General features: G+C 54.4%; 17 protein-coding genes. 15 read left to right on the forward strand and 2 right to left on the reverse strand.

Features of this window, described 5'->3' with window-relative positions:
• Nucleotides 1-1,707 carry an FAD-binding protein gene (locus SK3146_RS27025; protein ID WP_249861679.1) on the forward strand — a complete coding sequence of 569 codons (1,707 nt, stop codon included), beginning with the start codon at nt 1-3 and terminating at the stop codon, nt 1,705-1,707.
• Between the two features lie 68 nt (nt 1,708-1,775).
• Entirely contained in the window at nt 1,776-2,087 is a 312-nt protein-coding gene (locus SK3146_RS27030) for a 2Fe-2S iron-sulfur cluster-binding protein (protein ID WP_249861680.1), read from the forward strand.
• 167 nt (nt 2,088-2,254) lie between these two features.
• Here SK3146_RS27030 and SK3146_RS27035 read toward each other — a convergent pair whose 3' ends face one another.
• The gene (locus SK3146_RS27035) at nt 2,255-3,349 is read right to left on the reverse strand and encodes a Fic family protein (protein WP_249861681.1); all 1,095 of its coding nucleotides are present in this window, start codon (nt 3,347-3,349) and stop codon (nt 2,255-2,257) included.
• Between the two features lie 209 nt (nt 3,350-3,558).
• Here SK3146_RS27035 and SK3146_RS27040 point away from each other — a divergent pair, with 209 nt between their 5' ends.
• Entirely contained in the window at nt 3,559-4,323 is a 765-nt protein-coding gene (locus SK3146_RS27040; RefSeq protein WP_249861682.1) for an exodeoxyribonuclease III, read from the forward strand.
• 137 nt (nt 4,324-4,460) lie between these two features.
• Here SK3146_RS27040 and SK3146_RS27045 read toward each other — a convergent pair whose 3' ends face one another.
• Nucleotides 4,461-6,725, reverse strand: coding sequence for a helix-turn-helix domain-containing protein (locus tag SK3146_RS27045; RefSeq protein ID WP_249861683.1), 2,265 nt, complete (start codon nt 6,723-6,725; stop codon nt 4,461-4,463).
• A gap of 227 nt (nt 6,726-6,952) precedes the next feature.
• Between SK3146_RS27045 and SK3146_RS27050 the strand changes: the two genes are divergently transcribed.
• The 12 genes from SK3146_RS27050 (at nt 6,953) to SK3146_RS27105 (ending at nt 19,335) form a co-directional block, all read left to right on the forward strand.
• Nucleotides 6,953-7,858 carry an ABC transporter permease gene (locus SK3146_RS27050; protein ID WP_249861684.1) on the forward strand — a complete coding sequence of 302 codons (906 nt, stop codon included), beginning with the start codon at nt 6,953-6,955 and terminating at the stop codon, nt 7,856-7,858.
• Between the two features lie 16 nt (nt 7,859-7,874).
• Nucleotides 7,875-8,756 carry a carbohydrate ABC transporter permease gene (locus tag SK3146_RS27055; protein WP_249861685.1) on the forward strand — a complete coding sequence of 294 codons (882 nt, stop codon included), beginning with the start codon at nt 7,875-7,877 and terminating at the stop codon, nt 8,754-8,756.
• Nucleotides 8,757-8,822: 66 nt separating this feature from the next.
• Nucleotides 8,823-10,460, forward strand: coding sequence for an extracellular solute-binding protein (locus SK3146_RS27060; RefSeq protein WP_249861686.1), 1,638 nt, complete (start codon nt 8,823-8,825; stop codon nt 10,458-10,460).
• A 28-nt stretch (nt 10,461-10,488) separates the two neighbouring features.
• Nucleotides 10,489-11,508 (forward strand): Gfo/Idh/MocA family protein, encoded by a 1,020-nt coding sequence (locus SK3146_RS27065; RefSeq protein WP_249861687.1) that lies wholly within the window; start codon nt 10,489-10,491, stop codon nt 11,506-11,508.
• Entirely contained in the window at nt 11,501-12,520 is a 1,020-nt protein-coding gene (locus SK3146_RS27070; protein ID WP_249861688.1) for a Gfo/Idh/MocA family protein, read from the forward strand. Before SK3146_RS27065 ends, SK3146_RS27070 begins: the two co-directional genes overlap by 8 nt.
• Before the next feature lie 7 nt (nt 12,521-12,527).
• Nucleotides 12,528-13,142, forward strand: coding sequence for an HAD-IIIA family hydrolase (locus tag SK3146_RS27075; protein ID WP_249861689.1), 615 nt, complete (start codon nt 12,528-12,530; stop codon nt 13,140-13,142).
• 189 nt (nt 13,143-13,331) lie between these two features.
• Nucleotides 13,332-14,975 carry an AraC family transcriptional regulator gene (locus SK3146_RS27080; RefSeq protein WP_249861690.1) on the forward strand — a complete coding sequence of 548 codons (1,644 nt, stop codon included), beginning with the start codon at nt 13,332-13,334 and terminating at the stop codon, nt 14,973-14,975.
• A 158-nt stretch (nt 14,976-15,133) separates the two neighbouring features.
• Nucleotides 15,134-15,661 (forward strand): hypothetical protein, encoded by a 528-nt coding sequence (locus tag SK3146_RS27085; protein ID WP_249861691.1) that lies wholly within the window; start codon nt 15,134-15,136, stop codon nt 15,659-15,661.
• Nucleotides 15,662-15,909: 248 nt separating this feature from the next.
• Nucleotides 15,910-16,524 carry a nucleotidyltransferase family protein gene (locus tag SK3146_RS27090; protein WP_249861692.1) on the forward strand — a complete coding sequence of 205 codons (615 nt, stop codon included), beginning with the start codon at nt 15,910-15,912 and terminating at the stop codon, nt 16,522-16,524.
• A gap of 127 nt (nt 16,525-16,651) precedes the next feature.
• Complete coding sequence (locus SK3146_RS27095; protein ID WP_249861693.1) at nt 16,652-17,698, forward strand: ABC transporter ATP-binding protein; 1,047 nt, start codon at nt 16,652-16,654, stop codon at nt 17,696-17,698.
• Nucleotides 17,695-18,507 carry an ABC transporter permease gene (locus SK3146_RS27100; protein ID WP_249861694.1) on the forward strand — a complete coding sequence of 271 codons (813 nt, stop codon included), beginning with the start codon at nt 17,695-17,697 and terminating at the stop codon, nt 18,505-18,507. Before SK3146_RS27095 ends, SK3146_RS27100 begins: the two co-directional genes overlap by 4 nt.
• 6 nt (nt 18,508-18,513) lie before the next feature.
• A complete protein-coding gene (locus tag SK3146_RS27105; RefSeq protein ID WP_249861695.1) occupies nt 18,514-19,335 on the forward strand; it encodes an ABC transporter permease in 822 nt (273 codons plus the stop codon).
• Nucleotides 19,336-19,536 lie beyond the last annotated feature (201 nt).

Consider the following 19,536-nt stretch of genomic DNA (forward strand, 5'->3'; position numbering starts at 1 on the left):
ATGATGAATCCTTTGCATATCAACACGGATGTTTTGGTAATCGGCTCCGGCGCGGCCGGCATGATGGCCGTCAAAGCGGCCGCGCTCGAAGGGGCGAAAGTGGTGCTGGCCGATAAAAGCCTGGTCGGCCGCGGCGGCGCGACCATATTGGCGCAGATGACCGTCGCGGTTGCGCTGGGAGAAGCGGAAGAAGATCATCCGGATATTCACTTTGAAGATACGATGAACGGCAGCCGGGGAATGGCCGATCCGGATATCGTGCGAACGATTGTGGATCGCGGGCCCGAGCTCATTCTGGAGGCGGAGAGCTACGGGGTCAAATGGGCGAGAACGCCGGACGGGAAGCATTCCCAAGTCGTGGCTCCGGGTCATTCGCGGCGGCGCTGCGTATATGTGGACATTTTGAACACAGGCGGCGCGACGTCGGCGGGGCTGAGAAAAGCGATTTGGAAAGACGAAGCCATCGAACGGCTCAAAAATATAATGATCACGAAGCTGGTCGTGGAAGACGGAGCGGTCGTCGGCGCGGTAGGATTTGCGATGGAACAATTCCGGCCTGTGACGATCGCGGCGAATGCGGTTATTCTGGCGACCGGCGGCTTGACCGAAATCTATGAAAGAAACAGCGCCTCGGCGAATATGACGGGCGACGGGTTTATGCTGGCGGCCGAAGCGGGAGCGGAGCTGCGGGATATGGAGATGGTGCAGTTTTTCCCGATCGCTCACCTGCATCCGCCTCTCGTCGGGATCGACCCGATTATGTGGGACCCGTTCCGCTATAAATTGGGCGGGCGCCTGTTGAACGGCCAACACGAAGAATTTATGGATAAATACAATAATGAAGTTGCGGGCAAATATACGGCGGCGCGCGACCAGACGACGCTGGCCATCTTCAAGGAAGTCGAAGCCGGGAGAGGGACGCCGCACGGCGGAGCGTATCTCGATTTTCGGATGGTGCCGGAGGAGCGATTGAAAGAAGCGTTCGGACCGGTCATCCCTATTTTGAAAAATCAAGGCGTCGATTTGACCAAAGATATGGTCGAGGTGGCGCCGATGGCGCATTTCACGATGGGCGGGATTCGCGTCAACAGCAGGATGGAAACGACCGTCCCCGGGCTGCTTGCCTGCGGCGAGCTGATCTACGGCATGCACGGAGCCAACCGGTTGTCGGGCAACGCGATTACAGAAGCGCTGGTGACGGGGCGCATTGCCGCGGAGACGGCCGCTCAAGCCAAGCCGAAGGCGCCGTCCGGCCGGCTGCAAGCCGAGCTGGAGCAAGAGCTGGAGCGGTTGGAACGGCTCTGGCATCCGCGCCAGGTTGAACGGGACGAAGCTTCGATGCTGTCGGTGAAGCGCGAGCTGCAGAAGCTGATGTGGGAAGGCGCGGGGCCGCTGCGCACGGAAGCCGGCTTGACCCGCGCGCTGGAGGAGCTGCGCGAGCTCACCGCACGTGTGGACAATATCGCCTTGGCCAGACAAAACTATTACGCGCTGACGTTGGTAGAGAAGATAGAGCTCGTTCATATGCTGAAATTGAGCGAAACGATCATTACCGGGGCGCTCGCCAGACGGGAATCCCGCGGCGCGCACACCCGTCTTGATCACAATCACGCTTATGAGACCGCGGTCAGCACGAAGTTCCGGCTGGATGCCGCGGGCCGATGGTCGATGGAGGAAATTCCGCTGCCCGGACCGGCAAGATCCTAAGCAACCGGCGGAGCAAGCGGCCGGAGCGAACCTTTTCACCACACTTCCCAGCAAAGGGGGATAAATCAATGTCTTACGTAACATTGCATGTCGTCCGCGGCGATGCGGAGGCGGGGAGAACAATCGAAGATTACGAGGTGCCGTATCATGAAGGCATGAGCCTGCTGGACGCGATCTTCTGGATTCGCGAGCATAAGGACACTTCGTTATCGGTCAGATATTCCTGCCGATCGGCCAATGCCTGTAAGGAATGTATGGCCGTCGTGAACGGCAAGGCCGGTTACCTGTGCAGTATTAGAGCGGTTCCCGAATCCGAGGTTCATATCGAGCCGCTGCCGAGTTTGCCTTGGATCAAAGATTTGACTACTGCGTTAGAGTAACCGGCGCTGAAGCCGGATTGCTGCGCAGCCGATACGATAGTTCAGCCGGACGAGATGTCCGTCGTCATCCCAGCCTGACCCGGTTCTTCCTAGGGTCGGGCTTTTTGGTATGATGCCGGGGGATTATATATCAAGCCGGCTTAAAAGCGAAGGGCTACTATGATCTATTAGCGTAGTTTGTCAAGGAGATTATAATAATAATAGGTTTTGGAACGCGTTTTTCCGTCAGAAAATATAATCTTCTGCGATTCCAAAATAGATAGATATCTTCTGCAAGTGGCTTCCGGAATTTCTGCCGCTGAAGAAATCGTCTGAACTGTGAAAATGGGCTTTTGGTATATGGCATCAATTAACTTTTTTACACCGCTGCTGTTAATTAGAGATTGAGCTAAATTCAAATCGTGCTCATACAAGCGATTAACATCATTGATTAATTGGATATTTTTATTTGCCTGAAGTATGATCGCTTCTAAGAAAAAGTGAATCCATTGATTCCAGTCGCCTTTATACCGTGTATCATTAAGAAATCGATAATATTTATGCTTATCCCTTTCCAATGCTTCACTTAAAAAGAAATTAGGATAATCGATAACATTCTTGCTGAATAAGTACAAAGGGATCAAAATGCGTCCGATTCTCCCATTTCCATTAAGAAATGGATGAATCGTTTCGAACTGTGCGTGTATGATGGCGGCTCGAACGAGTTCATCCAATTGATCCTGAGGATTATTAATATATATTTCTAAATTATTCATATAAGTATCGACCAGTTGAGGCTGCGGAGGAATGTATGTTGCTGTTTCCATGGTGCAGCCTTCAGGGCCGATAAAGTTTTGGATTTTTCTATACTCACCCGGAGAACGATTGCTTCCACGAACGCCATTTGACATTAGTGTTACGTGCATAGCTTTAAAAAGCCGCGTGGAGATCGGCAGAACGGCGAGATTGTCCATTCCATCCCGGAGCGCATGGTAGTAATTGAGTACTTCTTGTATATCTTTATTATTTTTTCTGCTATGGGCTTCAACTTCAAGAACTTCATCGAGAGTGACTTGGGTGCCCTCGATTTTGGTTGACTGCACCGCTTCATTCAGCATGACGGGGTTTAATAATAAATGGGAAGGTAACTTTGTATTTTGAAGCAGCACCTGATATTGGGCAATCTTTTTATTGGCTTCTATTAATTCCCGAAGGAACATTAGCTGGTTAATTCGTTCGCCGGTTAAAGGTAAATTTTCAGGTGTGAAAGGTGTTTTCGCCATGACTAAACCTCACTTTCCAAAGGGATGTAATATATTATTAACATTTTAACCGATTTGTGATTATAAATACAAGGAAAGTTGGGATTAACGATCAAAATATAGATAATTTGATTGCAACCCAGCCTGACCCGATGCTTCTTAGGGTCGGGCTTTTTGGTATGCTATACTATGTAGTATAAAGAAACCGTTATAGTTGGGAGATTAAGAGAATGAAGCTCGTATCATGGAACGTCAACGGGTTGAGAGCCTGTGTTAACAAAGGATTCAACGATTACTTTCAAGCGGTCGACGCGGATTTGTTCTGCATTCAGGAGACCAAGCTGCAGGAAGGGCAAATTCAACTGGAGCATCTTGAAGGCTATGAGCAGTATTGGAACTATGCGGAGAAGAAGGGTTATTCCGGCACGGCCGTATTTTCCAAGCATAAGCCGCTTTCCGTACGGTACGGTCTGGAAGAGGACAGCGAGCCGGAAGGCCGGACGATTACGATGGAGTTCAAGGACTTTTATCTGGTCAATGTGTATACGCCGAATGCGAGACGCGACTTATCGAGGCTGGATTACCGGCTGGAGTGGGAAGAACGGTTCCGGGCTTATCTGCAGCAGCTCGATGCCAAGAAACCGCTAATTGTTTGCGGAGATTTGAACGTGGCGCATGAAGAGATCGACCTGAAGAATGCGAAGTCCAACCGGAACAATTCGGGCTTCACGCCGGAGGAGCGGGGAAAAATGACCGAGCTGCTGGAGGCCGGATTCGTCGACAGCTTCCGTCATCTCTACCCCGAGAAAACCGATGCGTATACATGGTGGTCATTTATGCCGAAGGTACGCGAGCGGAATATCGGATGGCGGATCGACTATTTTCTTATTTCTTCCCGGTTGACCGCTTCGCTGGAAGATTCGCAAATCGCCTGCGAGGTGATGGGCAGCGATCATTGCCCGGTCGTTCTTCAGATGAAGGAGCTGGAGGCCTAACAGGCTGCCGCCGGCCTGTCCGGGAGCCTCTTGCTTCGCCTTCAGCCGCTGTCGGACACCGCGGCGCTTTACCGGTTGCGATCGGCCCGGTTGCCCGCAGCTACAGCTGCAGCCGCAGCCGCTACGGCCGCCGCAGCTTACCGCTGGGCGACCATAGCGCTTCTCCGGTATTCGCTCGGCGTCATGCCGGTCCACTTCTTGAACATCCGGTTAAACGACGTAATATTGCGGTACCCAATCTGCACGCTGACGTCGTTGATGCTGGAATCGGTGCCCGCCAGCAGCTCCTGCGCCTTGCGGATACGGATGTCGTTCAGATGATCGCTGAAGTTGACGCCGGTTTTTTCCTTAATATAGACGGATAAATAAGCGCTCGACATATTGAGCTTATCGGCCAAGTAATCGAGGGACAAATCGTCCCCGTACTTGGTATGCAGATGATCCATCACGAACGTGACGATCGGATCGCTTTCCTCTTTTTTCTCCGAAATCAGCGCCGCGACCAGCTTCAGAATGTCCCGGCACGTTTTTTTATATTCCTCCAGCGTGCAGCATTCCTTCAACTGCTGCATCAGCGGCTTGAGCGGCCATGAGGCGCCGGGCCCGATACCGTACAAATCCATAAACTTCCATATCTTGGCTTCGAGCCATCCGGCGAAGGAAGCGAACTGCGTGATGCTCGCCTCTTTCGCATACATATCGTCGAGAAAGCGGACGACGAGCTCCAGCGAGCCGGATTCGTCGCCGGCCTGCAGCCGGGCGTTCAGCTCCTGATCCTGGGCGGGACTGAGCGTAGAGGCGGACGGAACGGCCCTATTCTCCAGCATAATCTGCGTCTCTTCCTCCAGCTTCGCCTGCTTGACCATCTCCAGCACTTGCCGGTACGCGTGATTGAACTGGGTCGAATGCTCGAACCAAGAGCTGACGGCGACGGTGAACAGGCTGTAGTCCTTGTCCCGGTCGAAGACGATCTTTAGCTCGCGCAGCACCTCGGCGATCTGTTCCTTCTCCTGCCGGCCGGTAATGACGGTAAGAATTTGATTTTTTTCCATTTGAAACGTATGGCAGCCGGGAAAACGCTCGGAGAAGATCAGCGCGATATGCTCCCGGAAATAGTAGGCGGCGCGCTCTTTTTTGATCAGATTATCGTCGAACGGACCTGAGCGGAATCGCAGCAGGTAGAGGACGATGGTGAAGCTCTCCTCGGCGGCCATGAAGTCTTTCCATTCGCTGATGTCGGTATTGATGCTTTTGAGCTTGTTGATGTAATTGTAGCTTTTCAGAATCGATTGCTTGCTGGACAGCTCGCTTTGAATGACGTTTTTTTCCTTGACCAGATCCATAATTTTGTTGTGAATAAAGGCGAATTCACTGATCGAGCTGGCCGCCTTCATCAGTTCGGACGACGAGCCGTTGACGATCGAAGAAATCAGCTGCTTCACCGGGCGGTTAATCCGCTTGCTGTAATAGAACGAAACGGCGATACCGAGAGCCAGCGACAAAATAAACAGCACCAACAGCGTAACCATCAGCCGGTTGAGCTGGGAGGCGATGGCCGCATTGGGCACGGTGGTGACGTAAGTGATCCCGTCCGCGTCGGTTTCCTTGAAATAATAATAGCCGTCCTCCAGTACATAATTGCTCCCCGGAGAAAAGGCCGGCAAATCGCCCGAGGACCACTCTCCCGCAGCCGGGTACAGAGCCGTGCCGTTCTTATCGATAATCATAAACCGGCGGGCGTTATCGGTATCGTCGAAGAACGCTTCCTGCGCCTTGGCGATATCCATAAAGGCCGTAATCATATAATTGCTGTCCGGGAGCTTGAAGCTGATCGGCAAAAGCGATTTCTTCTCGGGCACATTCCACCCCGTGTAAAAATCCGATACCGGCAGGATGGAGAAGTTCGGACTCTCGGCGAGCTGCTTGCTCCAGGAGTCGAACGGATACTGCTCGCTCGTATACAGCAGATTGTATTGATCCTCGGCCTGGCTGCTGCCGTCCTTGTCGAAGGTCATCGACTTGGAATTGTAATAAACGATCATATTGTCCAGGTACAGCTGCGGATTGAACACTTCGGCGCGCAGCAAACCGATAATTTTTTTGCCTTGCAGATAGTCGATATCGTTCTCGTCCTTCGTGAGCAGCTGGCGATTGAAGCCGACGACGTCGGTGTCGTTGTACGATTGGTAGAGCACGGACTTAATCCGATTGAAATGCGTGTTGTACCGCTCCGCCGTATTTTGCAAGGTGAGTCGGTTATAGCGGATCAGCTCGTCCTGATATTTGCTTTTGAAGAACACGAAAGCGACCATATCGAGAGCGAAGAACAGCAGCACAATGACCAAAAAGCTGATCAGGATGGTGACGAACAGAGATGTTTTTTTGGGCTGAGCTTGATACATCGGGACGCGCTCCTTTGACGGCTTGGTTATCTCTTCCATCTTACAGGAAGCGCTTTTGCGAGGGAAGGAGCAAAATTTTAGATTCTTATCACTTTTTTAGAAACGAAGGTAAAGCCCGAAAACAAAAGAAAGGTCTATAGGCAAAGCGGGCTTGACGGGCTTATGATTCGGGTCGGGGAGCAGGCCAGGTGACTGCCATGAGCAAGGGGGAAGAAAGGAAGGTGAACATGAATACAGCTTTCAAGCGCATCAAAAAAAATTACGATCTGTATCTGCTGTTTTTACCGGTGCTGGCATTTTTCATCATTTTTGAATATGTGCCCATGTACGGCGTGCAAATCGCCTTTAAAGATTTTATCGCAACCAAAGGCATCTGGGGCAGTCCATGGGTCGGGTTTAAACATTTTGAGCGGTTTTTCGACAGCTTCTATTTTTGGCGGCTGATCCGAAATACGCTGGGCATCGGACTGTATCAGCTGATCGTCGGCTTTCCCGTGCCGATTGTGCTGGCGCTGATGATTAACGAGGTGAAGTCGAGCCTGTTCCGCAGATTTGTGCAGACGGTGACATATGCGCCGCATTTTTTATCCACGGTCGTTGCGGTCGGGATGATCATGATGTTCCTCTCTCCGGAAACGGGGCTCGTCAACATCGCCATCCGCCTGTTCGGCGGGGAACCGATTTCCTTCATGACCGAGCCGGGCTGGTTCAAGTCGATCTACGTCTGGTCCGGCGTATGGCAGCAAATGGGCTGGAGCTCGATCATCTACTTGGCTGCGCTGGCCGGGATCGATCCGCAGCTTCACGAAGCCGCCCGGGTAGACGGGGCTAGCCGGCTGCGCCGCATTTGGCATATTAATTTGCCGGGCATTATGCCGACCGTCATCGTGCTGCTCATTCTGAACGTCGGGTCGATTCTCGGCGTCGGGTTCGAGAAAGTGTTTCTGATGCAAAACTCGCTGAACATGGCGGCATCCGACGTCATCTCGACCAGCGTGTACCGCAGCGGCATTCTCGGGGCGGAATTCAGCTATTCCGCAGCCGTCGGCCTGTTCAATTCGGTGGTCAACTTTATTTTGCTGCTGACGGTAAACCGGATCGCCCGCAAAGTCAGCGAAACCAGCTTATGGTAAAAGAGGGGAGAAGTCTATGCTGGAAAGCCGGTCCGACCGATGGGTCAACGCGCTCATACATACGCTGCTGATTGTCGTCAGCTTGGCGGTGCTGTACCCGCTGTTCTTCGTCCTGATAGCATCCTTCAGCAGTCCGGAGGCGGTCATTCGCGGCGAAGTATGGCTGTGGCCGAAGGGCGTCACCCTGGTCGGTTACGAACGCATTTTGCAGAATAAAGAGATTTTGTCGGGCTATATGAACACGATCTCGTACACGGTCGTTGGAACCGCTATCAATCTGGTCATGACGGTGGCGGCCGCTTATCCGCTGTCGCGCAAAGATTTTTACGGACGCCACGCGTTTACGGCGCTGATTTTGTTCACGATGTTTTTCAGCGGCGGGATGGTGCCGACCTATCTTCTGATCAAGAAGCTGGGCATGCTCAATACGTACTGGGCGATGGTCATTCCGTCGGCCTTGTCGGTGTGGAACATCGTCATTATGCGCACGTTTTTTCAAAGCAGCATTCCGAATGAAATTCACGAAGCCGCTTCCATTGACGGCTGCTCCAATATGCAGACGCTGGTGCGGATCGTGCTGCCGCTGTCGGTTCCGATTTTGGCCGTCATGGTGTTGTTCTACAGCGTGGGACATTGGAACGCATATTTTAACGCCTTGATCTATTTGACCGATCGCGCCAAATATCCGCTGCAGCTGATCTTAAGGGAAATTCTCGTGCAGGGTCAAATGCAGGAGATGGTCGACGTCAGCGACGATTCGCTGGCAAGAAGCATTATGGATGCGGAGGCGATCAAGTTCGCGGCCGTGATGGTGGCGAATTTGCCGGTGCTGCTGCTGTATCCTTTTTTGCAAAAATATTTCGTCAAAGGCGTGATGGTCGGCGCTCTGAAAGGATAATGCCGAAGGACGCGGACAAGAAAGAGTATATAATGTGATCAGGGATCATTGGAGGAGGAGCACGATATGAAAAAAAACAATAGATGGATGGCATCCGTATTGACTGTGACGATGGCCGGAAGCATGCTCGCCGGATGCAGCGGCAATGCGGACAGCGCCGGCGAAGGCGGCGGCAAGCAGGGAGCGGCAGGCGCCCCCGAAGGTCTGAATAAGAGCGGCATGCCGATCGTGAATACGCCGATATCGCTAAAGTTTTTTACCGGCAAATCGCCGACGAACGGCAGCAAATTCGAGGATACGCTCGTATGGAAGGAATACGCTAAGCAGTCGAACATGAACGTGACGTTCGAGCTGGTCCCGTTCGAGAATTTGACGGAGAAGAAGAATCTGGTGCTGGCCGGCGGGGATTATCCCGACGCCTTCTATTCCGCGCGCCTGTCGGCCGCGGACTTGACGAAGTACGGCAGCCAGGGCGTGTTCATCAAGCTGAACGATCTGATCGACCAATATGCGCCCAATTTCAAGCAGCTGATGGAGAAATACCCGGACATCAAAAAAGGCTTGACGATGCCCGACGGCAACATCTATTCGCTCCCTTCATTTTACGATCCGACCTTCCTGCCGATGCTGATCGGGACGCCGCTGTGGGTGAACAAGGACTGGCTCGATAAACTCGGGATAAAAGAACCGGCGACGACGGAGGAATTTTACCAGTACTTGAAGAAAGTGAAAGAGACCGATTTGAACGGCAATGGCGAAAAGGATGAAATTCCTTACAGCAGCGCCGGCATCGGCAATCTGATCAATCAGCTGAAAGGGGCGTGGGGACTCGGCAACCGGGGACTCGGGCATCCGTACGTCGATGTCGATCCTGCGACGAATAAGCTCCGGTTCACCAAAACCGATCCGAAATACAAGGAAGTGCTGCAGTATATCAATAAACTGTACTCGGAAGGCTTGATCGACAAGGAAATTTTCACGATTAAAGACAGCGCGCTGTACGCCAAAGGGCAGAAGGGCGTGCTCGGCTCCACCGTCATCCCGAACCCGGCCACGCTGATGAATCAGAAAAATTATATCGGGCTCGGCGCTTTGAAGGGACCGCACGGCGACCAGCTGTATTCGCAGGTGAAGGTGCCGATGGTGCATGTGGGCGCCTTTGCGATTACGAACAAAAATAAATATCCGGAAGCGACCTTGCGCTGGATGGACTACTTCTACGGCGAAGAGGGAGCGAAGTTCTATTTCATGGGGCAAAAGGACGTGACCTACAAGGAAGGCGCCGACGGCAAGCTGGAATATGTGGACGATATTATCAAAAATCCGCAAGGCTTGACCCAGGACCAGGCGCTGGCCAAAAATTTCACCTGGCTCGGCGGCAGCTACCCGGGCTATGTGCAGGAAAAATATTTCAAAGGCTCGGAGACGCTTCCGGAATCGGTGGCGGCAGGCAAAAAAGCGGAGCCGTACGCGGTCAAGGAAATTTGGAACAATTTCAATTTTACCGATGCGGAAACGGAGATTATGTCGTCGATCGGCAAAGACATTCAAACGTATGTATCCGAGATGGAAGCCAAGTTCATCAACGGCACCGCTTCGTTCGACGAGTGGGATAAGTACGTGGCGACGATTCAAAAAATGGGCCTTGATCAATATATGAAAACGTACCAAGCGGCGTATGAACGGTATAGTCAACAAAAATAACGTCCTTGTTTGAAAGGAGCGCGTTGCTATGAAGGCAGCAGTATTGGGCTGCGGTATTATGGGGAAAACGCATGCCAGAAACTGGCCGTCCGTGCCGGGGGTGCGGCTGGTCGGAGTCTGCGATGCGGATCGTCCGACGGCGGAGAAGGTCGCCGCGGAGAACGGCACGAGGGCGTACGCAAGCCTGGAGGAAATGCTCGAAGCGGAGCGGCCGGATGTGCTGAGCGTCTGCCTGCCGACCTATTTGCACAAGCCGTATGTGCTTCAGGCCGCTGGGGCGGGCGTGCATGTCGTCTGCGAGAAGCCGATCGCGCCGACGCTGGAGGACGCCGAAGACATCATCGCGGGCTGCCGGTCGCACGGAGTCAGGCTGTTCATCGCGCAGGTCGTGCGCTTTTTCCCGAGCTACCGGGATTTGGCGGCGAAGGTGCGCGCGGGAGCGATCGGCGAGCCGGGCGTCATGCATACGAAGCGGATCGGCGGTCATCCGGGCCAAGCGAAGGCTTGGTATTACGACCGCGAGAAAAGCGGCGGCGTCATTCTCGATCTGCTCATTCACGACATCGATTACATGCGCAGCGTCTTCGGCGAAGTCGAGACGGTGTTCGCCTTGAACCGCGTGACGGAGGAGACGGATTACGCGCTCGTCACGCTGCGCTTCAAACAGGGAGCGATTGCGAATCTGGAGGGCCATTGGGGCTATCCGGGGCCGTTCACGACGGCGGCGGAATTCGCCGGAACGAAGGGCGTTCTGCGCTTCCATTCGGACGACGCGGTATCGCTGCGGGTGCATGCGTTCCGCAAATCGGCGGAGGACGGGCCGAAGGTAGCGGTGCCGAAGAGCCCCGCTTACCATGACCCGTATTATTACGAGCTGGAGCATTTTGCGCAATGCATCCGCAGCGGCGAGGAGCCGCTCGTGACGGCGGAGGACGCCTACCGCGCCATGGAAATCGGCCATGCGGCGATCGCCTCCGCGAAGTCGGGTCAGCCGGTTCGAATGGACGAATTCGCGCGCGGCAGGAAGGGAGGAAGCCTCGATGTCTGAACAGACCAAAGTGAACATCGGCGTCATCAGTCTCGCCCATTCTCATGGACGCAGCTATTTCCGCGAGCTGGCATCGATGCCCGGCGTGGAAATCGCCGGCATCGCCGACAGCGATAAGCTGCGGGCTCAGCCGCTGGCGGACTCGCACGGCGCTTCGTATTATGAGGATTACCGCGAGCTGCTCGCGCGGCCGGAGCTGGATGCGGTCGTGATCTGCTCCGAGAATATCCATCATGCGCAGCTTGCGATCCACGCGGCCCGGGCGGGCAAGCATATATTGTGCGAGAAGCCGCTCGGGACGACGGTTCCCCAGATGCAGGCGATGATCGCAGCCAGCGAGGAAAACGGCGTCCTGCTGATGACGGCGTTCCCGTGCCGCTACCTGCCTGCCGTCGTGCAGGCGAAGGAAGCCGTGGACCGCGGGGCCGTCGGCGACATCCTCGCGATCAAAGGCACGAACCGCGGCTCCATGCCGGGCGGCTGGTTCGTCGATCCGGCGCTGTCCGGCGGCGGGGCGGTGCTCGACCATACCGTGCACGTGATGGATCTGATGCGCTGGTTCCTCGGCAGCGAACCGGCGCGCGTATACGCCGAGATGGGCACGCTGTTCCACGATCTGCCGGTCGAAGACTCGGGCATGGTGCATGTGACGTTCGAGAGCGGCGTCATCGCCGTGCTCGACACGAGCTGGTCGCGCAGCAAGTCGTTCCCGTTCTGGGGCGACGTGACGATGGAAATTATCGGAACGGAAGGCGTTATCAGCGTCGATGCGTTCGGACAGAAGAACGAAGTGTACAGCGACGAAGCGGGCAAAGCGCAGTGGAGCCACTGGGGCGACCGGATGGACCGCTATATGCTGCTCGATTTCGTCCGCGCCGTCCGCGAGAGGGGGCAGGCGCCGATCAGCGGCGAAGACGGCATGCGCTCCGCGGCGGTGGCGCTGGCCGCCTATGAATCCGTGCGCCGCAAGGCGTCGGTTGATATGAAGGACATTTTGGGGCCGACGGTGTAGTCCTTTTTTGAGCAGATGGCTCTACAGGGAAGAAAATATGGGGTTCATAGGATTCGAATATGCCGATGAGGGAGAGATGGGGATGAAGTATCAGGCGGTCTTTGTAGACAGAGACGGTACGATCGGCGGGAACGGGCATTTCGTACACCCGAAGGAGTTTCGCCCGTATTCTTTTTCGGAGGAAGCTATCGGCATGCTCAGGGCGTCAGGACTTCGCCTGTTCGCATTTACGAATCAGCATAGAATTTCCCGGGGCGAAGCGGCCGAAGAAGATTTTTACGAGGAGTTCGCAAAGCTCGGGTTCGAGCAAGCGTATATTTGCCCGCATGAACCGAATCAAGGTTGCGATTGCCATAAGCCGGCGCCGGGGATGCTGCTCCGCGCCGCGCGGGAGCATGCCCTCGATTTGACCCGATGCATCGTCATCGGCGACGTTGGCTCGACGGATCTACTGGCCGCAGCGGCCGTAGGCGCTACGAAAATATTGGTCAGAACGGGCTGGGGAGAAGGCTCCATCGGACGTTACCGCAACAGTTGGGCGCAAACGGAGCCGGACTACGTGGCCGATGATTTGCTGGATGCGGCCTTGTGGGTTGTAGAGCAGAACAACACACGACTTTAACAGCGGTTGGAACCCCGTATCCAATTCCCACTGCATGCACAAACGTATCGGTTTCGACAAGGACCCAGCCGCTAGGCTGGGTTATTTTGGTATTGAAGGGCTGTTCTTTTTGAATTACAATGAGATCAATGATAATGATTCTCATGTGATGCTTGCTTGCAAGAGCAGTCATCGCCGGGAGAGAGGGCCATGATAACTTACAGTGAATTTCAAGGAGAAGCGGGCCCGCCGACGCTGGACGAAACGGCGTTCAGACTGCGCGGCGCAGAGCTGCTCAAGGGAGAAGGATGCCTGGTCGAGCAGCGGCTGCTTAATTCGTATACGTTGATCGTCGTATCCGGCGGCGAAGGACTGCTGAAGCTGAACGAGGACGAAGGTTTGCTTCGCCCCAATACGGCGTACACGGCGAATCCGGGCGATACGATCGGCATTATGTCGGAGGCCGCCGAAGGGGTGCGGCTTTTTGTGCTCAGCTTTGACGTGTTCCGGGAAGAGCGTCTGCCGGATGCGGGTACGGCGTATTTTCAAGGTGGAGCGGCTCCGCTGTATCCCGAGCAAGGAAGCGCTCAAGTTCCGGTAACCGCGCCCATTGTAACCTTATGCGATACGGTGTACGGCCATTGGCAATCCGGCGACCCGCTGGAGCGGTTCCGCAGCCAGTCGGCATTTCAGGAATTGCTGTACCTGCTTATGAAGCACAGCCTGTACGGCTCGGATCGCGGCGCCCGATCCGGGCTGGAGCTGTCGAAGCGGTATATGGACGCGCATTTTCATGAGAAAATATCGGTGGAACAGCTGGCCGGCATGACCGGCTTAAGTCCTAAATATTACATCGATTTGTTCAAAAAAACGTATGATATCGGGGTTACGGATTATTTGACCCTGCTGCGGATGAACCGGGCCAAGCAGCTGATGAGCCAAGCCGATCACCGGCTGAAGGATTTGGCCCAGCAGATCGGCTATAGCGACGAATATTATTTCAGCCGCAAGTTCAAGCAGGAGACGGGCGTTTCTCCGACCGTCTATATGAACAGCAGACGGCGCAAAATCGCCGCGTACCAGATTCCGATCACAGGCCAGCTGCTGGCTCTGAAAATGATCCCTTACGCGGCGCCGCTTCATCCGAAATGGACCGGATATTATTACAAGATGTACGGCTCCGAAATCCCGGTTCATCTGAGCGCCTACCGGTTTAACCAAGACTGGGAGGCGAATATCGAGAAGCTCCGGCTGCAGCCTCCCGATCTTATTCTTAGCCCTGATACGGTCGGCGGCCAAGAGCGGGAGCTGCTTGAGCGGCTCGGAGAGGTCTATTTCGTTCCTTCAAAGGCGACCTGGCGGGAGCAGCTGCTGTGGACCGCGCAAACGTTAAGGGAAGAAGGGGAAGCGGCGGCTTGGCTGCAAAGCTACGAGAAAAAGGTCAAGGAAGTCCGGGAACGTCTGGAGCGGGAAATCGGCGATGAATCCTGCCTGATCCTGAGCTTCAACGAGCGGACCGTGAACGTGTACAACAGCCGCAGCGTCAGAGAAGTGCTGTACGGCGATTTGCAGCTGCGGCCGGCTTGCGATCCCGGTGCGGCTCAGCCGGTGCAGCCGGTGACGGTAGAAAGGCTGGCCGAGCTGGACGCCCAGCGCTTGTTTGTGATGATCCGGCAGGAGCCCGTCTCGCTTGCCGGCTGGCAAGCGCTGCGGCAGTCTCCGGCGTGGCGGGATTTGAGGGCGGTGCGCACTCATAAAGTGAGCATCGTCCCGTCGAGCCCGTGGCGCGAATATTCGGCTTCCGCCCACTACCGGATTATCGGCGATATGCTGGAGCTGGTTGCGCGCAAATAGTCCCGGTCTGATGGATATCATCTATTGTGCAGGGAGCGGCTGATCGCATACGACCGGCGGCGGGGATTCAGGGGCAAGAATTCGGCGGTAGGCTTCACTTTTTGCCGTGTGGGCACATATAGTAAAAGTATCCATAGGCAAAGGTGGAGTTTTGAACGATGGCAATGAACAACCGGCAATATTCAACCGAATTTGACGAAGTATACAAGCTGCTGCTGCAGCTGAGCGTCAGCATACAGCATATCCGGGAAACGTCGTTTCACTTGACGAGAGCCGGGGGAGGCGCGCTGCCTCCGGCATGGAGCGGATTCCAGCATTTTTTTCAAACTGGCGAGTATTTCCATCACCGTTGTCAAGGGTACGTAGAGAGCCTGCTCGTCACCGGAGGCTATGCTCCGCGGTCCGTTAACATCTGGGTCAATCAGCTCGTCTACACGGCCAATGAGCATTTCAAGCAGGCGATGCCGTATTGGGACCAAGTGATGCGCAGCCCGGGCTTCGCCGCGCTGCCGCAGTTTGCCGCGCTGGATCGGCAGCTGAAGGAGTTTTGGCCGACGGAGGGCCGGATCATGGTGGCGGCGAACCGGTTGAATACGGCGGCGCCCCCTTCCGGCAAGGCAACCCAGCCGGCTGCGGGGCAAGCCGCCGCAGGAATTCCTCCCGCCCCCGCTCCCGCAGGGCAATAAGAATTGTTGTAAGCTTTGGCAAGCCATTTAGCCATAAGACGGTAAGCAAGACCGCTTTTAATGGAACTGGAAACGGAATAAGAACGACAACAGGCTGCCGCGTACATTACCGGCAGCTTCATTTTTTATTTGCCGGGCCGTCATGTTCAATAACTGCTGACGCAGGAAAATAATGGTCGTCCCTAGAATGTTTAATGATCTGTTTTGACGCTTTTTTTAGCGTTTCTTTTATTGAGGAGGTGAAGCTGATGGCTAGCTGGGAAAAAGCTTTATTGAAGATATGTGAGCTTTTAGAATCAAATTCAAATTTGGAATGGATATTAGTGGGCTCGGTCGGTTCGGTTTTGCAGGGATGCGATATGATCCCGGGCGATGTAGATATTTATGTGAAGAACCAAGCGGACGTTGCGCAATTTGCACACCTGCTTAAAGATTTTTCGCTGGTGTCCAGATGCGAGCTGCCTTACGGGGATCAATGGTTATCTTCGTTGGAAGAGCCGATTTTTACACAAACCTTCGGGTCGGGGTTCACATGGACAAAGGGGCGTTGGCGGATAGAAGATTTCAAAGTTGAAGTCGTTCAAATATCGAATTCGGCGGGTATTCCCGATTCATTGGACGGGGATGGAATTTGGGAAGGCGGGCGATTCATATGGAGCCATTGTAGGAACGTAACCTTTGGAAGGCACACAGTTCCTACGGTTCCTTTAGAAATACAATTGGAATCGAACTTAAGACGAAAACGAGCCGATAGAGTACAATCCATATTGGCAGCGTTAAAACAGTATGGTTACGATGAAAAATTAATTCAAAAAGCGTTATCCAGAGAGAACCTCATTTATTTTTCCACTGAAATGGATTAAAGCTATGCTGCTTTTTTATTGCCTAGACATCATGCCGCTCCCTTATAAAAAATAAATGTACCAAATAATGTAAAAGATGCTATAATACATTTCACGATTCATTAAGCATTATGGGGGGATGAGACAGGTGCCGCTGATCGAAGTCAATCATGTACGCAAAGTGTTCGAAATGAACGTAAGAAGGGAAGGCAGGTTCGGAACGATGCTTAGTCTCGTAAGACCGGAGAAGCGGGAAGTAGTCGCTGTCGAAGATATTTCCTTCACGATCGAACGCGGGGAAAGCGTCGCTTATCTCGGACCGAACGGAGCCGGCAAATCGACGACGATCAAGATGCTTACGGGGGTATTGGAACCGAGCGGAGGGGAGCTTCGGGTAGCCGGCAGGGTGCCGCACCGAAACCGCAAGCTGAGCAGCTATCAAATCGGGGTCGTATTCGGGCAGAGAAGCCAACTGTTGTTCGACCTGCCGGTTCAGGATTCGTTTGATTTCCTGCGGTATATGTACAGCATTTCATGGGAGCGCTATCACCGCAATCTGAAGGAATATGCGGAGCTTCTGGAGGTGTCGCATCTGCTGAAGCGGCCGGTAAGAACGTTGTCGCTCGGGCAGCGGATGCGGTGTGAAATTTTGGCGGCGCTCCTGCACGATCCCGATATTTTATTTCTGGACGAGCCCACGATCGGTCTGGATGTCGTAGCCAAGGAGCGAATCCGCGCCTTTATTGAGAGCATCAACCGCGAGCAAGGAGTCACGCTGCTCTTGACGACCCACGACATGCACGATATTGAACGGCTCTGCCATCGAACGATGATCATCGATAAGGGAAAGCTGATCTATGACGGCAGTCTCCAATATATTAGGGATCATTTTGCAACGGAACGTCAAATCCGCGCGGTCTTCTCCGACCCCGCAGCGGCGTCGAACGCAGCTCAAGTGTTCGCCGGCATGCGCGAGGTGGCCGTCCATACGGAAGAGCAGGTGGTCCGGGTAACCTACGACCAGCACGCGACGGATACGTCGGAGCTGCTGAGGCTCCTGCTGCAGAAGGCGAATCCGCGGGATTTGACGATGCAGGACGAGAGCATCGATGCGCTGATCAGCCGCATTTACCGCGAAGGGATCGATTCGGGGGCAAGGCGGCCGGCGGCAAGTGTGGGGGGATCGGGCAGATGATGCAGGCCGTTCAGCGTATCGCCGGGATGTCGCGGATTGCCGTCCGCCAGCGCATGCAATTCCGGTTCGATTTTGTTATGACGCTGATTTCGACGTTGATGTTCAGCGTTATGTACTACATGTTGTGGAAAGCGATTTATTGGTATTCCACGGAAACGGCGCTGCCTTGGGAGCAGCTGATCACTTACGTTATGGTGGGGCAAGCGATCAACTTCGCCCGCTGGTCTCCGGCGGAACGCGCGCCGACCTATGCGATGGCGTCTAGGGTGCGGAACGGAGATATCGCGCTCGACCTGATCCGCCCCGTCGATTTTCAAGCGCAGCGATTCGTAGAGGCGGCCGGCTTTTTCGCCGTGGAGATGCTCTGGGTGAACCTGCCCGCCATGCTGCTGCTTATTTTCATACTCGGCATTTCCCCGCCTCCGGATGCGGCCGCCGCTCTCGGATTCGCCGCGAGTCTGTGCATCGGCTTCCTGGTGGCGTTCAGCATCAATTCTATCATTATGATGATTTCCTTTATGACGACGAACACGTTCGGCGTACAACTGGCGAAGCGGGCCGTCGTCGATATATTCGCCGGTACGCTGATTCCCTTTGAGTTTTTCCCCGGGACGCTGCGCACGATCATGGAATATTTGCCGTTCCAAGCGATGGCTTATATCCCGCTCTCGATTTATACAGGCAAGTTATCCGGCGGGGCCATGCTGCAAGCGCTGCTGGAACAAGCGGTATGGGCTTTCATCATGATAGCGGTCAGCCGGCTGCTCTGGATGAAAGCCGCCAAAAGGCTGACGATCAATGGAGGGTGAGAAGGGATGCTCGTACCCAAACGAAATTGGCTGCAGCAAGCCGGCTTTTTAACCGGGCTGTACGGTCAATATCTCAAGGTCTACTTGAAAACGCTCGTCGAATACCGGGCGGATACGCTGATTGCGCTGGTTGCCGGTATTGTGGCGCAGGGAAGCACGCTGCTTTTCTTGACGGTCATCTTTCAGAAAATTCCGAAGCTGGCGGATTGGAGCTTTTATGAGCTTGTCTTCTTGTTCGGGCTCGCCGCTACGGGCAAATCGATCAATCAAGCGTTTTTCAACGCTCCGTTCTCGTTAACGGGGTATATCCGCCGCGGTCAAATGGACATCATGATGATCCGTCCCGTGGGCGTGCTGCTGCAGGCGATCGGAAGCTCGCAGGAATTGAACGGCGTCGGTCAGCTAGTGACCGGCATTGCGATCATGGGCTTCGCCGGGGCCCATCTTGATCTGCAGTGGACGGCGGGGACGCTGCTGTACGTTGTGATAGCGCTGCTGAGCAGCGCCGTTATCCAGTTCGCCGTCCTGCTGACGATCAGCGTGCTGACATTCTGGGTTCAAGAGGTGCGCTCGGTCATCTACCCGGTGAACTGGCTCTACGATTTTACCAGATATCCGCTTGAAATTTTTCACCCGCTGCTGCGAGGGCTTCTGACTTATGTCATCCCTTACGCGCTCGGCAGCTTCTTTCCGGCGGCGTTCCTGCTGAGGCCGGAGAGTTACGGCTGGGCGATGTGGGGCGTGCCGGCCGCAGCCGTTATCACGATGTCGCTGGCTTACTGCCTATGGACCTTCGGCATAAGGCGTTATTCCAGCGTAGCGGGTTGAATGCTCGTCGCGTCGGCCGGTTTAATGCGGCGGAGCGGAGGAAATCGAGAGGCGGCTGCACATCGGGGCCGCATAACAAAATGGTTGAACAGTCCGATTACGCGCTGTTCAACCATTTTTTGCAGCATTTAACGTTTTTTACAGCGATCAAGCGCTGTTAAGCGGTATTCCGGGCGGGCGAATCCCTATCCGCCCATCGGC

It is taken from the genome of Paenibacillus konkukensis (assembly GCF_023523925.1).
GTDB lineage: Bacteria > Bacillota > Bacilli > Paenibacillales > NBRC-103111 > Paenibacillus_S > Paenibacillus_S doosanensis.

What these genes read in the sequence shown, in the direction of transcription:
- SK3146_RS27025 (WP_249861679.1), top strand. Translation starts at nt 1, where the DNA reads ATGATGAATCCTTTGCATATCAACACGGATGTTTTGGTAATCGGCTCC.
- SK3146_RS27030 (WP_249861680.1), top strand. Translation starts at nt 1,776, where the DNA reads ATGTCTTACGTAACATTGCATGTCGTCCGCGGCGATGCGGAGGCGGGG.
- SK3146_RS27035 (WP_249861681.1), bottom strand. Translation starts at nt 3,349, where the DNA reads ATGGCGAAAACACCTTTCACACCTGAAAATTTACCTTTAACCGGCGAA.
- SK3146_RS27040 (WP_249861682.1), top strand. Translation starts at nt 3,559, where the DNA reads ATGAAGCTCGTATCATGGAACGTCAACGGGTTGAGAGCCTGTGTTAAC.
- SK3146_RS27045 (WP_249861683.1), bottom strand. Translation starts at nt 6,725, where the DNA reads ATGTATCAAGCTCAGCCCAAAAAAACATCTCTGTTCGTCACCATCCTG.
- SK3146_RS27050 (WP_249861684.1), top strand. Translation starts at nt 6,953, where the DNA reads ATGAATACAGCTTTCAAGCGCATCAAAAAAAATTACGATCTGTATCTG.
- SK3146_RS27055 (WP_249861685.1), top strand. Translation starts at nt 7,875, where the DNA reads ATGCTGGAAAGCCGGTCCGACCGATGGGTCAACGCGCTCATACATACG.
- SK3146_RS27060 (WP_249861686.1), top strand. Translation starts at nt 8,823, where the DNA reads ATGAAAAAAAACAATAGATGGATGGCATCCGTATTGACTGTGACGATG.
- SK3146_RS27065 (WP_249861687.1), top strand. Translation starts at nt 10,489, where the DNA reads ATGAAGGCAGCAGTATTGGGCTGCGGTATTATGGGGAAAACGCATGCC.
- SK3146_RS27070 (WP_249861688.1), top strand. Translation starts at nt 11,501, where the DNA reads ATGTCTGAACAGACCAAAGTGAACATCGGCGTCATCAGTCTCGCCCAT.
- SK3146_RS27080 (WP_249861690.1), top strand. Translation starts at nt 13,332, where the DNA reads ATGATAACTTACAGTGAATTTCAAGGAGAAGCGGGCCCGCCGACGCTG.
- SK3146_RS27085 (WP_249861691.1), top strand. Translation starts at nt 15,134, where the DNA reads ATGGCAATGAACAACCGGCAATATTCAACCGAATTTGACGAAGTATAC.
- SK3146_RS27090 (WP_249861692.1), top strand. Translation starts at nt 15,910, where the DNA reads ATGGCTAGCTGGGAAAAAGCTTTATTGAAGATATGTGAGCTTTTAGAA.
- SK3146_RS27100 (WP_249861694.1), top strand. Translation starts at nt 17,695, where the DNA reads ATGATGCAGGCCGTTCAGCGTATCGCCGGGATGTCGCGGATTGCCGTC.
- SK3146_RS27105 (WP_249861695.1), top strand. Translation starts at nt 18,514, where the DNA reads ATGCTCGTACCCAAACGAAATTGGCTGCAGCAAGCCGGCTTTTTAACC.